General features: G+C 30.1%; 14 protein-coding genes. 10 read left to right on the top strand and 4 right to left on the bottom strand.

Annotated features, from left to right (window positions below):
• The 3 genes from DZ67_RS0100070 to murJ are packed head-to-tail and all read right to left on the bottom strand — an operon-like array spanning nucleotide 1 to nucleotide 3,895.
• Entirely contained in the window at nucleotides 1-1,083 is a 1,083-nt protein-coding gene (locus tag DZ67_RS0100070; RefSeq protein WP_024786678.1) for a quinone-dependent dihydroorotate dehydrogenase, read from the bottom strand.
• A 16-nt stretch (nucleotides 1,084-1,099) separates the two neighbouring features.
• Complete coding sequence (cysS, locus tag DZ67_RS0100065) at nucleotides 1,100-2,500, bottom strand: cysteine--tRNA ligase (protein WP_024790456.1); 1,401 nt, start codon at nucleotides 2,498-2,500, stop codon at nucleotides 1,100-1,102.
• Between the two features lie 9 nt (nucleotides 2,501-2,509).
• Nucleotides 2,510-3,895 (bottom strand): murein biosynthesis integral membrane protein MurJ, encoded by a 1,386-nt coding sequence (gene murJ, locus DZ67_RS0100060; RefSeq protein ID WP_024786676.1) that lies wholly within the window; start codon nucleotides 3,893-3,895, stop codon nucleotides 2,510-2,512.
• A 29-nt stretch (nucleotides 3,896-3,924) separates the two neighbouring features.
• On the opposite strand from murJ, the gene DZ67_RS0100055 reads away from it, so the two are divergent.
• The 10 genes from DZ67_RS0100055 to DZ67_RS0100010 all read left to right on the top strand — a co-directional run bounded on the left by DZ67_RS0100055 (nucleotide 3,925) and on the right by DZ67_RS0100010 (nucleotide 13,676).
• Nucleotides 3,925-5,811, top strand: coding sequence for a flagellar assembly protein A (locus tag DZ67_RS0100055; RefSeq protein WP_024790455.1), 1,887 nt, complete (start codon nucleotides 3,925-3,927; stop codon nucleotides 5,809-5,811).
• Nucleotides 5,795-6,340, top strand: a complete 546-nt coding sequence (ruvA, locus tag DZ67_RS0100050; protein ID WP_024786674.1) for a Holliday junction branch migration protein RuvA — start codon at nucleotides 5,795-5,797, stop codon at nucleotides 6,338-6,340. Before DZ67_RS0100055 ends, ruvA begins: the two co-directional genes overlap by 17 nt.
• Nucleotides 6,341-7,375: a D-alanine--D-alanine ligase gene (locus tag DZ67_RS0100045; protein WP_024790454.1), complete on the top strand. Its 1,035-nt coding sequence runs from the start codon at nucleotides 6,341-6,343 to the stop codon at nucleotides 7,373-7,375.
• Nucleotides 7,376-7,645 (top strand): acylphosphatase, encoded by a 270-nt coding sequence (locus DZ67_RS0100040; protein WP_024786672.1) that lies wholly within the window; start codon nucleotides 7,376-7,378, stop codon nucleotides 7,643-7,645. It begins immediately after the preceding gene.
• Nucleotides 7,646-7,653: 8 nt separating this feature from the next.
• Complete coding sequence (locus DZ67_RS0100035) at nucleotides 7,654-9,063, top strand: Mur ligase family protein (protein WP_024790453.1); 1,410 nt, start codon at nucleotides 7,654-7,656, stop codon at nucleotides 9,061-9,063.
• 44 nt (nucleotides 9,064-9,107) lie between these two features.
• Nucleotides 9,108-9,689, top strand: a complete 582-nt coding sequence (locus DZ67_RS0100030) for a TRAP transporter small permease subunit (RefSeq protein ID WP_024786671.1) — start codon at nucleotides 9,108-9,110, stop codon at nucleotides 9,687-9,689.
• Nucleotides 9,686-10,978 carry a TRAP transporter large permease gene (locus tag DZ67_RS0100025; protein ID WP_024786670.1) on the top strand — a complete coding sequence of 431 codons (1,293 nt, stop codon included), beginning with the start codon at nucleotides 9,686-9,688 and terminating at the stop codon, nucleotides 10,976-10,978. Before DZ67_RS0100030 ends, DZ67_RS0100025 begins: the two co-directional genes overlap by 4 nt.
• Nucleotides 10,978-11,664, top strand: a complete 687-nt coding sequence (locus DZ67_RS09555) for a DUF72 domain-containing protein (protein WP_035906968.1) — start codon at nucleotides 10,978-10,980, stop codon at nucleotides 11,662-11,664. Before DZ67_RS0100025 ends, DZ67_RS09555 begins: the two co-directional genes overlap by 1 nt.
• 189 nt (nucleotides 11,665-11,853) lie before the next feature.
• Entirely contained in the window at nucleotides 11,854-13,104 is a 1,251-nt protein-coding gene (locus DZ67_RS0100015; protein WP_024786669.1) for an Nramp family divalent metal transporter, read from the top strand.
• 38 nt (nucleotides 13,105-13,142) lie between these two features.
• The gene (locus tag DZ67_RS0100010; protein ID WP_024786668.1) at nucleotides 13,143-13,676 is read left to right on the top strand and encodes a PhnA domain-containing protein; all 534 of its coding nucleotides are present in this window, start codon (nucleotides 13,143-13,145) and stop codon (nucleotides 13,674-13,676) included.
• A 65-nt stretch (nucleotides 13,677-13,741) separates the two neighbouring features.
• Here DZ67_RS0100010 and DZ67_RS0100005 read toward each other — a convergent pair.
• Nucleotides 13,742-14,159 (bottom strand): IS256 family transposase (locus DZ67_RS0100005; protein ID WP_024791659.1); only part of this gene is annotated, 418 nt, incomplete at its 5' end.

Genomic DNA, 14,159 nt, shown 5'->3' with positions numbered 1-14,159 from the left:
TTATCCTTTAATTTTTTTTGGAATATCTATACCTGTTGCTTCAGAAATATGATTGAACCCGTCTTTTTTCAAAAGTTCAATCAATCCTTTATTTATTTCCCTTACAATTCCGGGGCCTTTGTAAATTATTGCCGTATAAATCTGAAGAAGACTTGCTCCCATTCTTATTCTTTTATAGGCTTCTTCGGCACTGTCTATGCCTCCCACACTGATAATTGGTACTTTTCCAAAAACTTCGTTTGCAATAATTCTTAAAACCTCAAAACTTCTTTTTGCCAGCGGTTTTCCAGAAATTCCACCTCTTTTTATAGGGGAATTTATAATATCGTAATTTATTGTGGTGTTTGTGGCAATTATACCATCAGCCCCGGCTTCCACGCTTATGTTTGCCAGATTTACAATATCAGCATCTTCCATATCCGGAGAAAATTTAATAAGAATCGGTTTTTTAGTAAGCGGTTTTAATTCATTAAAAATATTATTTATAAATTCTTCGTTTAATAAATTCCTGAGATTTGGCGTGTTTGGAGATGAAATATTGATTACAAAAAAATCGACTACATCTTTAAGTTCTTTTACCAAAATTTTATAATCCTCTATCGCCTTATCTTCAGGTGTGGTTTTATTTTTGCCTATATTTGCCGCTATCGGTAAAATAAAAGGATATATCTTGGAAAGTCTTTTTTTTATAACTTCAACTCCTTCGTTGTTAAATCCGAAAGCGTTTTGAACCGCCTCATGTTCGACATGCCTCCATGAACGGGGTTTTTCATTGCCAGGCTGTGGCAGAGGTGTTACAGCACCGATTTCTCCCCATCCGAAACCAAGTGCGGGCCAGGCTGAAACCATAGTTGCATTTTTGTCAAATCCCGCCGCAACACCTACGGGGTTTTTAAATTCCAAATCCCATATTTTTTGATTTAATATAGGGTTATCAATAAAATTTCTTTTTGTTAAAGGATTAAAAAAAAGAGGGCAGCGTCTTGCAGTTTTGAAAATTGCCTCAACTGCATCATGTGCAAATTCCGGGTCGGTTCTATAAATTAAAGGCTTTATCATATCAAATAATTTTCCATTTTCCATTATCCATTCTCCATTGTTAATTTTTTTCCCAGACAGTTCCGTTTGGAGTATCCTGGATTTGAATATCCAATTTATTTAGTTGATCTCTTATTTTATCGGCAAGGGTAAAATCTCTGTTTTTTCTGGCATATTCCCTTTTTTGAATTAATTCTTCAATTTTTGTTTTTAAATTTTCATCTATGCCACTTTGAAAATATTTATAAGCATCGCTTCCGCCGACACCGAGGAGTTTATCAATAAAATCAATATTGCTTATAATTTTTTGTTTTAATGTTTTATCTTTTGGATTTTTATCCAGTTTTTCATTTGAGAGCTTAACAAATTCGTCTATAGCAGCCAGGGCTTTTGAAATATTTAAATCGTCCTCCATTGCAAGAAGCAGATTTTTTTCAAACTCTTCATCTTTTTGTTTTTTAACTATTGCGTAAACCCTTTTTTTAAGTCTGTATAATTTATCCAGTCTTTTTTTGCTGGCAATTAAATCCTCTTCAGAGAAATTAAGAGGTGCCCTGTAGTGAGTACTCATCAAATAAAATCTTAAAACTTCCCCGGGATAATGCTTTAGGGCGTCTTTTACAAAGAAACTGTTTCCAAGAGATTTGCTCATTTTTTCACCGTTAATTGTTACAAAACCGTTGTGCATCCAGTATTTTGCCAAATGCTGATTGTATGCGCACCAGCTCTGCGCTTCTTCGTTTTCATGATGGGGAAAAAACAGATCCGCTCCCCCTCCGTGTAAATCAATCTGATATTCACCCTCAGGATAAGCAATATGTTTTTTAATCATAGCGGAGCATTCCAAATGCCATCCGGGTCTTCCTTTACCGAAAGGAGAATCAAAACAGACATCATCTTCTCCTTTGCATGCTTTCCACAGGGCAAAATCTCTTGGGTTTTTTTTGCCTTCGGTTTTTATTCTTTGAATATTTTCTTCACTGTCCTGGCATTTGTTCGAAAGAGAACAGTATTGGGGGTCTTTGGATGTATCAAAATATATATCCCCGTTAGGAAGTGTATAGGTACATCCGTTTTTTACAAGCTTTTCAATCAAATCAAACATTTCTTCAAGTGTTTCGGTCGCTTTTGGCTCTATATCCGCTCTTAGTATATTAAGCTCATCCATGTCTCTCAAATAAGAATTTATGTAATATTCGGTTAATTCTTTTAAACTCTTAGAAGTGGCTTTCATTTTATTTATGATTTTATCGTCAATATCAGTAAAATTTTTTACAAAAGTTACTTTGTATCCAAGTGTTAAAAGAGTTCTTCTTAATAAATCAAAACTGATGGAACTTCTAGCATGTCCTAAGTGTGCATCATCATATACTGTGGGACCACATACATAAATTCTAACTTCATTATTTTTTATTGGTTTAAATTCAACTTTTTCTTTTAAATGTGAATCATATATTTTCATTTTGCTCCTTTAAAATAATAAAAGAATTTTTTTAAAAATTATAGCAGCAATTATACTTGCTATTACAGATAATATCAAATAAAGCAAATACTTTTTTTCAAAAAACTTAAAAAAAAGTTTAAATGAAAACTCTTTTATGTATAAATAAAGCATAATAAACCCGGATAATGAACTTGCAAGAGCTAAGCCGTAAACTTTAAGTGGAAAAATTAAAATAATTGAAAAAATAATATTTCCTCCAAGTGCAATAGCAGAAATTTTTGCCGCTTTTAAATGTTTATGCACAGCATATAGATAACTTGAAAAAAGTTTGCTAATTCCATAAGGAATAAGTCCTATTAAATACATAATTAAAACATTTGCTGTAAAAAAAGTATCTTTACTTGTAAATGCACCTCTTTCAAATAAAACTTTAACAATATCTTTTGAATCCATTATTCCCACAATTGTTGCGAGTATTAGTAAATAAAGAAGTATCCAAAATATTTTTTTCATCATCGCAATTGCTTTATCCTCTTTTTTACTATGTAAAAGTTTAGTGATTTTTGGGAAAAACACAGTTGAAGTTGCAATAACAAACAGAGCAAAAGGAAGCTGAAAAAGTCTGTTTGCATAATATAAATAACTTATACTTCCGGATACTAAAAAAGTGGCAAGCCATGTATCCAAAAATGCTGAAATATGTGCGGTGGAATTTCCAAATACAGAAGGTAAAAAATGTCTTTTGAATTCACTTATGTCAATTTTTTCCTCTCTTTTACATCCGATAAGAAGCAGTCTTAAAATTTTTTTCTTTTTGGCCATTATCAAATGAGCTATTAACTGGGCAAATCCTCCTATTAAAACTCCGAAACTTAAATACCAGATAATCTCTTTTTTAGGCAGATTTTTTGAAATGATTAAAGCCGCTATCAACGAAATATTAAGAAGAGCGGTTGAAAAAGCACTAACCGCAAAATGATTTTTATATTGAAGTAAACTCGCAAGAAAAGTTACTACAAATATAAAATCCAAATACCAAAAATTAACGGCAATAAGAGGGGAAGCTATTTTTTTTGCCTCATTGCTAAAACCGTATGCTAAAATATCGGTGACAAAATCTCTGAAAATAGTTACAAACAGGCTTAAAATAAGTATAATTATAAAAAACTTGATAAAAATTACATATGCAAACCGTGCTTTGTTTTTAGTTTTTGCAAATGTCGGCAGAAAACTTTGGCTGAAGGCTCCTTCGGCAAAAATTCTTCTAAAAAGGTTGGGAAATTTGAAAGCGACAAAAAAGATATCGGAATACATATTTGCCCCGAGTATAGAGGCACTCAGCAAATCCCTGATAAATCCGAGAATTCTCGAATTGAAAATACCTAAAAAATTTATAATTATTGCTTTAATCATAAGCGGTATTATATCAAAAAAGGTCTAATGTGGGTCTGTTTGATTTTTTTAAAAAAGAAAATGTGGGAAAAAAAGAGATACAAGTTTTGCCTCTGGTTGTAAGAACTGAAAATGTTAATGACACTCTTGCCAAAATTTCCTCCAAATACAATATTCCTCTTTCAAATCTTGATTTTGAAGTAATGGAAGTTAAAACTTTTATAAAAACAGAAAACGACCATGAGTTTATAGAAATTGATGAAAATTCAAAAATGTTACTTAAAAACGAAAACTTTTTGAGAAATGAAAAAAACGAGATAAAGCAGGTGTATGAGATAAAAATAATAAAATATGAAGTAAGTGACTTTGAATTAACAGGGAAAATGGAAATAAATGAAAAATTTACCGAAGCAAAATTTATTCTTTCGCCAAAATCACTTATTGTATACAGTGACATTCTGCTTGAAAAATTTAAAGCCGAACTTAACAAGAAAAAAATAAAAAACTCTTTATTAATAGATTTGTTTGATGAAAAAATGGATGAATCGGTTGAAAAAATAGTTGCAAAATTAAGGATAATAGGTTCTTTGGAAAGTGAAGAAGAAATATTGTTATGTAAAGGGATAGATGAAATTCCCACTGTTCAGGGAGAAGTGGTTTATCATTATAAAAAGAATGAAACTGCTGTAAAAAAAGAGCTTATTTATCCAGTAAAAGAAGGAGAGGTTTTAATAGAGATAAAAAAACCCAAACCTGGTAAAAACGGCAGAAACTGCAGGGGAAAAATAATTTTGGCCGAAAAAGTTAAAGATTTTGAAATTCCGAGTATTGGATATGATCAAAAAACAATAAAAAAAGAGGAAGATAATGAAAAAATAGTTTTTATAGCATTAAAAAACGGATATTTGTATAATGATTCCGGAGTGTTCATAATAAAAGATGAAATGGAGATAAAACAGATTAATATAAAAACAGGTGATGTTACAGGTGCCAAAGAAAGTGATATTAAAATTGACGTAAAAGAATCTGATGCGCTCAAAGAGGCCATAGGGGACAACACCACGGTTGAAACAACAACATTAATTGTAAGGGGAAACGTCGGAAATTCCGCATTGATTAAATGTAAAGATTTAAAAATAATGGGGCAGACTCATCAAAAGAGTAAAATTTATACCCAAAAAGGTGAAATAAATATTCATAAAGGATATGTTGAAGCAGATGAAATAAAAATAACAAGGCTTGAAAACGGAATAGTAAGAGCCAATAAGGCGGTAATTTCCCAGGTGGTGGGAGGGGAAATTTTTGCTAAAAAAGTAGAAATAGAAATTTTGGGTTCCCATTTAAAATGTTATGCATTGGAAGAGATTAAAATACATACTTTAAAAGGAAGTGAAAATAAATTAATTATTTCTCCTGCCGAGGTATTGGGTGAAAACATTGATACAGACAAATTACAAAAAAAACTGGAAGAAATAAAAAGGGATTTAAGAATAAATATAGAAGTATATAATAAAAGATTAAGGGTTTTGAAAGAAAATAAAAGTTCTGTTGATGAACTGAAAAAATTATACTTACAAAATAAAACAAAAGGTATAAAAACTTCACCCGCTATAATAAAAAAATTAAAAGAATTTAATTCTTTTAAACAAAAAACGGTTGAATTAAAAGAAAAAATCGAGGGATTAAAACAGGAAATAAAAGAGATGGAAGAAACAATCGATAAATTACAAAATGCCATAATATATGCAAAAATTATTTCTTTAAGCCCGTGGACACCTTATAACAGAATAGAATTTGATTTTGTAGAACCCCCGATAAAACTGACATATGACACTAAAGGCAACGAAGGAGTTTGCGGATTTAAACTTAAAGATTTTGGAAATATAAAAAAAATAGTAAAAATAAAAATAAAGGAAAATAATGATAGCGGCTCTTAAGGGCAGGATTTTTGAAAAAGAGGGCGGTAAAATTTTTTTGGAAGTAAACGGGGTAATTTATGAACTGAATGTCAGTATGCTGACTTTTTCAAATGCATCAGACGGAATATATTATATTACTGAAATTATCAAAGAAAACGAATACAGCTTATATGGGTTTTCAGATAAAAATGAAAAAAAACTTTTTGAGCGGCTTATAAAATTAAACGGAGTCGGCCCAAAAGTAGCTCTTGCAATCTGCTCAACCTACACTCCCGAAACTTTTATGGATATAATTTCAACCAAAAATATCGAAGCACTTAAAAAAGTCCCTGGAATAGGCCCTAAGAGTGCTAAAAGAATATTAATGGAAATGAGCGAATTTGAAATAGAAAATGTAAATCCCGTTTTTAATCAGGCTTTAACAGCCCTTGAAAATTTGGGCTTTAATAAAAAAGATATTTTAAAAGCACTTAACGGGATAGAAGGCGGCAGTGTTGAAGAAATGATTAAAGAAGGACTTAAAAGACTTAGCAAAGGAGTAAAATAAATGACTTTTCTTATTATATTCGGAGGGCAGAGTTTTGAACATGAAATTTCAATTGTAAGTGCAATAACACTGAAAGAGAAAATAAAAAACAATAATCTAAAATTCGTTTTTATAGATCAGACAAGAGATTTTTACTTAATAGAAAAAGAAAATATGAAAAGTAAGTTTTTTGCAAGCGGTGAATATAAAAAATCACAAAAATTGGAAATAAAAAAGGGCGGATTTTTTTACAAAAAAGGATTTTTGAAAAAAGAAGAAAAATTGAGTTTTGATATTGTGATTAATCTTGTACACGGGCGAGACGGTGAAGACGGGAAAATACCGGCAATGCTTGAATTCTTTGGTATAAAAGCCATATCTCCGAATATTGAGGCAAGTGCAATAAGTTATAACAAAGTTTTAACTAAAGCTTATGCTAAAGAAATAGGTGTCGAAGTAATTGAATATGAAATAATAAATTCGCCAAAGACAAAGTTTAATTTTCCTGTAATTGTAAAACCGGCAAGACTTGGCAGCAGCATAGGGGTCGGCGTTGCAAAAAATCAGAATGAACTTGATTATGCGTTCGATGTTGCAAGGGAATTTGATGATTTAATTATAGCAGAGCCGTTTATAGAAGGGATTAATGAATATAATCTTGCCGGTTTTTTGTCAGATGAAGAATTTATATTCTCAAAAATAGAAAAAGTTGAAAAAAAAGAATATCTTGATTTTGAAAAAAAATATTTAGATTTCAGTAGAAAAAATATTATGTTAAGTAATATTGAACAAAACTTCGAAATAAAAATAAAAGAAAAATTTACAAAAATTTACAACAGCACCTTTAAAAACGCACTGATTAGATGTGACTTTTTTGAGAAAGACGGAATTATATATTTAAATGAAATAAATCCAATTCCTGGAAGTATGGCTAATTATCTGTTTGACAATTTTGAAAACAAATTGGAAATGCTTGCAAAAAGTGTAACTTTGGAAGAAAAAATAATAATTGATTATCAGTATATTAACAAAATTCAAATGGCAAAAGGAAAATAAATGACTTATAAATTTTTAATTTCAGGCAGGGTTCAGGGTGTCTGGTATAGAAAATTTGTAAGTGAGAGGGCAAGAAAGAGAGGATTTAAAGGATATGTGAAAAATCTTCCTGACGGAATGGTTGAAGCAGTTGCAAATATTGAAAATGAGAAAAGTTTAAAAGAATTTTTAGAAATATTAAAGGAAGGCTCTCCTTATTCTATTGTAGAGAATATCGAATATCAGGAAATACCTGAAATTAAATTTAGTGATTTTGAAATCAGATATTAAGGAAATCTATGTTTGAATTGATTGTTAATTTTATAACTGCTTATGTTTTGGGATTTTATTTAATTACCACGCTTCAATGGTATAACTATAAAGTTAAAAGAATTATATTTCATTTTCATAAACCTCTTTGGCATTTGATATATTTTATTGTTCCTGTTGTTACTTATATTGCAGCTTATAAATTTTTTTGGATATATCTTTTTTTCGGTTTAATTCCCGCAGTATTTTTATGGACCAGAAGAACCAAAGGTTTAAATGTTACAAAAAGGGCAAAAAGATTTTTTTTAATTTTAGGGCTGCTTGAAACAATAAATCTGCTTTTTATATATAAACTTAAAATAAATCCGGGTATCGGTGTTTTGTGTGTTTTAATATTAAGTGTAATGTTTTCTGAATTGATTGAATATATTCTTTTTTTAGCATACAAAAGAAAGGCAAAAGAAAAATTAAATAAAATAAATCCGGCAATTATTACAATAACTGCAAGTTACGGAAAAACTTCAATAAAAAATTTTTTATATCAGTTATTAAAAAATGATTATAAAACTTATAAAACTCCGAGAAGTGTAAATACAATAAAAGGTATTGTTTTAGATATAAACAGAGATCTGCCTGAAAATACGGGAATTTATATAGCTGAAGCCGGGGCAAGGGAAAAAGGAGATATTAAAGAGATAGTGACATTTTTGGAAAATGAATATTCGATTCTTGGAAAAATAGGGCCTCAGCATATAGAATATTTTAAAACAATGGAAAATATTAAAAAAACAAAACTTGAAATATTTGAATCCCCAAAATTAAAAAAAGGTTTTTCGTACGAAGAAGTAAACAATAAAAAAGTAATCGTAATAAAAAATAAAATTAAAAATGTGAAATCCTCTCTAAATGGAATAGAATGGGATATTGAAATAAACGGAGAACTTCATCATTTTAAATCACAAATTTTAGGTGAATTCAATGCCGTAAATGTAACACTTGCTGTTTTTTGTGCATTGGATTTTATAAAAAATATTGAAAAAATAAAAAACAAAGTGCTAAAATTAGAAAGCGTACCCCACAGACTTCAAAAAATAGAAGTAAGTGGAAAAATTATTATTGATGACAGTTTTAACGGTAATATCGAAGGAATGTTGAGCTCATATGATTTGGTAAAAGAATTTAAAGGCAGAAAAATTATTGTGACCCCCGGAATTATAGAGGGCACAAAAGAGATGAATGAAAAAATTGCAAAAAAAATTAATCAGGTTTTTGATATTGCAATTATTACGGGAGAAGCTAACAGAAAAACGCTTTGTGAAAATTTAACAATAAAAAAAATAATTCTTAAAGATAAAAATAATCTTGAAAAAATATTGGCTGATGTTACAAAAACGGGGGATTTAATTCTTTTTAGCAATGATTTGCCCGAATACCTATAAAAGTTAAAAGTTAAAAATGAAAAGTTAAAAGTTAAAGGAAAAAAATGGATTTTTTATTAAATTTAAGTAATCACATCGATTTAAGTATTATCGGTGTAGCAACAGCTGTAATTATTCTTTCTTTTGTTCCCAAAATTGATTTAATGGCTGAAAATTTAAGCAAATTTTTTATGATTATTTCTATAATTGCTCTTATAGCGATGGCTCTAATCGTAAGTTATGATGTAATTGCAAGGAAATTGTGGCATGGCGGAAGCATTGCTATGCAGGAGCTTGAATGGCATCTGTTTGATATAACATTTCTTTTTTCCATAGCTTATACTTTAGCTAGAGATAAGCACGTAAGGGTAGATATATTTTATGACAAGTTTCCGATAAAAATTAAGGCGGTAATTCAAATAATTACAATTATTTTTTTTGTAATCCCCCTATCTACTTTAATAGTGATTGAAGCTATTCCTTTTGTTCAAATGAGTTATTCTATGCATGAACAATCAGGTGACCCGGGCGGGCTTTGCTGCAGATGGATTATTAAATCGGCGATAATATGGGCTTTTTTAGTGGTAATAATACAATGTGTAGCCGAACTTAGAAAAGCATATTATAAATTAAAAGGTGTAAAATGACAGGTATAATTCTTTTTGCAGCGGCATTTGTTTTATTAATGCTCGGTATTCCAGTTGCTTTTGCTTTTGGCGCAAGTGCGATTTTTGTTGCATTTATCGATCCAAACATAGGACTTGACGTTTTTGGACTTTTGCCTTATAGAATATACGGTGTTATGCAGAATTTTACACTTATGGCCGTTCCTTTGTTTATTTTTATGGGATTTATTTTGGAAAAAAGCAAAATTGCCGAAAATATGCTTGAATCAATTGGAAAATTATTTGGACCCGTAAGGGGAGGGCTTGCAATAGCAATTGTCGTGGTCGGTGCAATTTTAGCCGCATCTACGGGAATTGTAGGTGCAAGCGTCGTGATGATGACGGTTATATCACTTCCTTTAATGATTAGACACGGATATTCTCCACGTCTTGCAAGCGGTGTAATTGCGGCAAGCGGTACTCTTGGTCAGATTATTCCTCCAAGCATTGTTTTAATTATTTTAGGGGCGGTTATGCAGATAAGTGTGGGTGATTTATTTAAAGCGGCCGTAATTCCGGGATTAATTATAGTCGGACTTTATATTATATATGTTTTAATTCTGGCTTTTATAAAACCTGAAATTGCTCCGGCCATTGAGACAGACGAAAAATATTCAAAAGTAATAATTAATGCTCTAAAATCATTAATCGCCCCTTCTATTTTGATTATTTTAGTATTGGGAAGCATATTTGCAGGTTTTGCAACACCTACGGAATCAGCGGCAATAGGTGCTCTTGGTTCAATTATTTTGGCAATTGTATATAAAACATTTAATTGGCAACTTTTGAGATATTCAAGCGTTGAAACAGTAAAAACCACCGCTATGGTATTTATGATATTAATCGGCGCAAGGGCATTTTCATTGGTATTTAACGAAAGCGGGGCAGGGGATTTAATTACACAGTTTTTTACCCAGGACATTTCAAATCCGGATATATTTGTCGCAATTACAATGCTGGTTATTTTTATTTTAGGATTTTTTGTAGATTTTGTTGAAATTACATTTATTGTTATTCCTATCTTAATTCCTATTGTTCAACAGTTTGGAATAGACCCTCTTTGGTTTGCACTGCTTATAGCTGTCAACTTACAGACATCCTTTTTAACACCGCCTTTCGGATTCAGCCTGTTTTATTTGAAAGGGGCAGCCGGGGATAAAATTCAGACAAAGGATTTATATATAGGTGTAATTCCTTTTATTATTTTTCAGGTTATTGCCCTTTTGATACTGATTTTTTATCCGCATTTGGTACATATAATGGTTAAGTAATGGTATATACAGGAACAAGCGGTTATTTTTACCGTAACTGGCAGGGGGATTTTTATCCCCCTGAGCTTCCAACTTCTAAATGGTTTGATTATTATAAACAGTTTTTTAATTCACTTGAACTTAATTCAACTTTTTACAGGTTTCCTAAAACTACAACAATAAAAAACTGGAAATATAAAATAAAAAATGATTTTAAAATTTCGATTAAAGCAAATAAAACAATAACCCATACATCAAGATTAAAAAATACGGATAAATTAAAAGGGTTTTTAGATGTTGTTTCTGTTTTGGAAAATAAATTAGGGGTGATTCTCTTTCAGCTTCCTCCGAGCTTAAAATATAAAAAAGAACTTTTGTTAAATTTTGTAAATGCTTTGGATAAAAATTTAAAATATGCAATAGAATGCAGAAATAAAACCTGGTATAACGATGAAGTATATGAAATTATGAAGAACGCTAATATTTGTTTGGTTTGGCACGATTTTAATCAGGATTTTATTTTTGAGTATACTGCTGATTTTAATTATGTAAGATTTCACGGATTTAGCGGAAAATATGTAGGCTCTTATCCTGATGATATTTTAAAAAGTATTAAATTAAAACTTTTAGATGAATCTTTTGTTTATTTTAATAACACTGATGATAACAGTGCATTTAAAGATGCACAGAGGTTTATTAAGCTGTAAAATAATTTTTAAGAGAATATACATTATGTTAACTAAATAATAAATTAAATTTTTATTTCTATAAAAGTACATAAAAATTATAAATATTTAATTATTCTAAATTTTTTATTATTTTTGTAAAAGATACAAAACAAATATACAAAACTATGCTAATATTATTACAAAGATATTGAAAATTAGGAAAACTATATGTCTAAATTTGAAAATTTTAAAGAAAAAATCAAATCGGATATAGCAAAAAACCGTGAAAGAATTAAAGAATTAGGCCCTGGCATTATTACAGGAGGCGCAGGTGATGATCCTGCGGGTATTGTAACTTATACGATGGTGGGAGCTACTACCGGATTTTCTCAGCTGTGGCTACTTTTATTATCAACTCCTATGATGATTGGTGTTCAAAATACAATTGTAAGAATTGCTCTTGTAACGGGTAAAAGTTTACCTGAACTTACAAATGCGTTTTATAATAAAAAAGTTACAATATTTATGATTTTGATATTATCTGTTGCTAATATTTTAACAATAGGGGCAGATTTAGACGCATTAGCTGCTATTTTAGGCATTATTACAGGTAAAAATCAACTTTATTTTCTTATTCCAATAACGGCATTTATTGGATATCTTGTAATTTATCATTCGTATAAAACTATTAAAAAAGTTCTTATTGGTTTTACTTTAATATTATCGGTATATATTATAAATGCTATTATTGCCCATCCAAACATTAAAGAAGTTCTTTTAAATACTTTTATTCCTCATATTGAAATGAAAACAGCTTGGATTATAGCGGCACTTGGGCTTTTAGGAACTACAATTTCCCCTTATTTATTATTTTGGCAAGCTGCAGAAGAAAAAGAAGAACATAAAACAGTCGTTCAAGCAAAAACTGCTACAATAGATACAATTATTGGGATGATATATTCTAATCTTTTATCGTATGCAATGATAATTAGTGGAGCGGTAATGCTTTTTGGTCATAACAATATAGATACAATTCAAAGTATAGCTGAAGCTTTAAAACCGGTAGCCGGGAAATATGCTTTTGCCCTATTTTCTATTGGCGTAATTGTCTCAGGACTTCTTGCCATTCCGGTTTTAGCAGGTTCTACTGCTTATGCTGTAGCAGATGCTTTCGGATGGCGTGAAGGAATGGATTATAAAGTAAGTGACGCAAAAGGATTTTATATTGTGTTTTTAGGTGCTATGCTTTTTGGAGATATTATTGTTATTTCACCTTTATCAGTAGTTGACGCCCTTTATTATTCACAGGTTTTAGACGGTGTTTTATTGCCGATTTTACTTATAATAATTTTAATGCTTTCTAATAATAAAGAAATAATGGGAGAATATAAAAATACGTTTTTTAATAATGCTTTTACCCTGTTTACTTTAGTAGTAACAATAATTTTAAGTCTAATTATGTTTTATAATTTAATTTAGTTCTGATTTGATATAATTTTGCTTAAAAAAGGAAATAAATGAACGAAAAAGAAATCTTTAATAGAGCTAACAATAAATGTGAATTATGTGAAAGTGATAATAACCTTTCTATATACGAAGTCTTTAAAAGTGATAATAATGACGGATATGTTGTACTTTGCGAAACCTGTAGAAATCAAATAGAATCAGAAAATTATGATGAAAGTCACTTCAATTGTTTAAATAATGCAATGTGGAGTGAAGTTCCAGCTGTAAAAATTTTGAGTTACAAAATTTTAAATATACTTGGAAGAAACGATTTAACAGATATGATGTATCTAACAGATGAAGAAATGGCAATTGCTAATAAAAAAGAAGAAAAAATTTTAGATGCAAATGGAAATGAATTAAAAAATGGAGATAATGTAACAGTTATAAAAGATTTGGATGTAAAAGGCGCTGGAAAAACTATAAAAAGAGGAACAGTTATAAAAAATATAAGAATGTGTGATGTACCTGGGCATGTATCTTGCAGAGTTGATGGAATCGGACAGGTATATTTAAAAGCGGAGTTTTTGAGCCCATCAAATTAACTGTGTAAATAAAAACCAAAGACTAAAACTTTAAAGATATTTTACTAAAATATCTTGGAAATATATCACAAGTTGAGGATAAATTTCCGACCAGTTTCTAATCCTACTGTTTTTCCATTTTTGCATAACCTCCTGTGTTGAAGTAAAAAGGACTTTAAAAGCTGCTTCTTTTGAAGGGAATGAGCCTTTAGATTTTGTTTTCTTTTTATGATAGAATTTAAAGATTCAATTGGATTTGTTGTATAAATAAGCTTTCTAAGTTCTTTTGGATACTTAAAAAAAGTAGCAAGCTCATCCCAGTTTCTTTTCCATAAATCATAAATATGAGGGTATCTTTTGCCCCATTTTTCATTGAAATATTCAAGATTTTGAATGGCTAAATCCTCAGTATCAGCTTGATATACTGATTTTAAATCCTTTGCAATTTCTTTTCTGTCTTTGTAAGAGACAAATTTTAAAGAGTTTCTTATCTGATGAACTACA

The sequence above is a fragment of the Lebetimonas sp. JS138 genome, assembly GCF_000523335.1.
In the GTDB taxonomy this organism is placed as follows: domain Bacteria; phylum Campylobacterota; class Campylobacteria; order Campylobacterales; family Nautiliaceae; genus Lebetimonas.
Note: the sequence above shows the minus strand (reverse complement) of the source record. Positions and strands in the feature narration are given on the sequence as shown.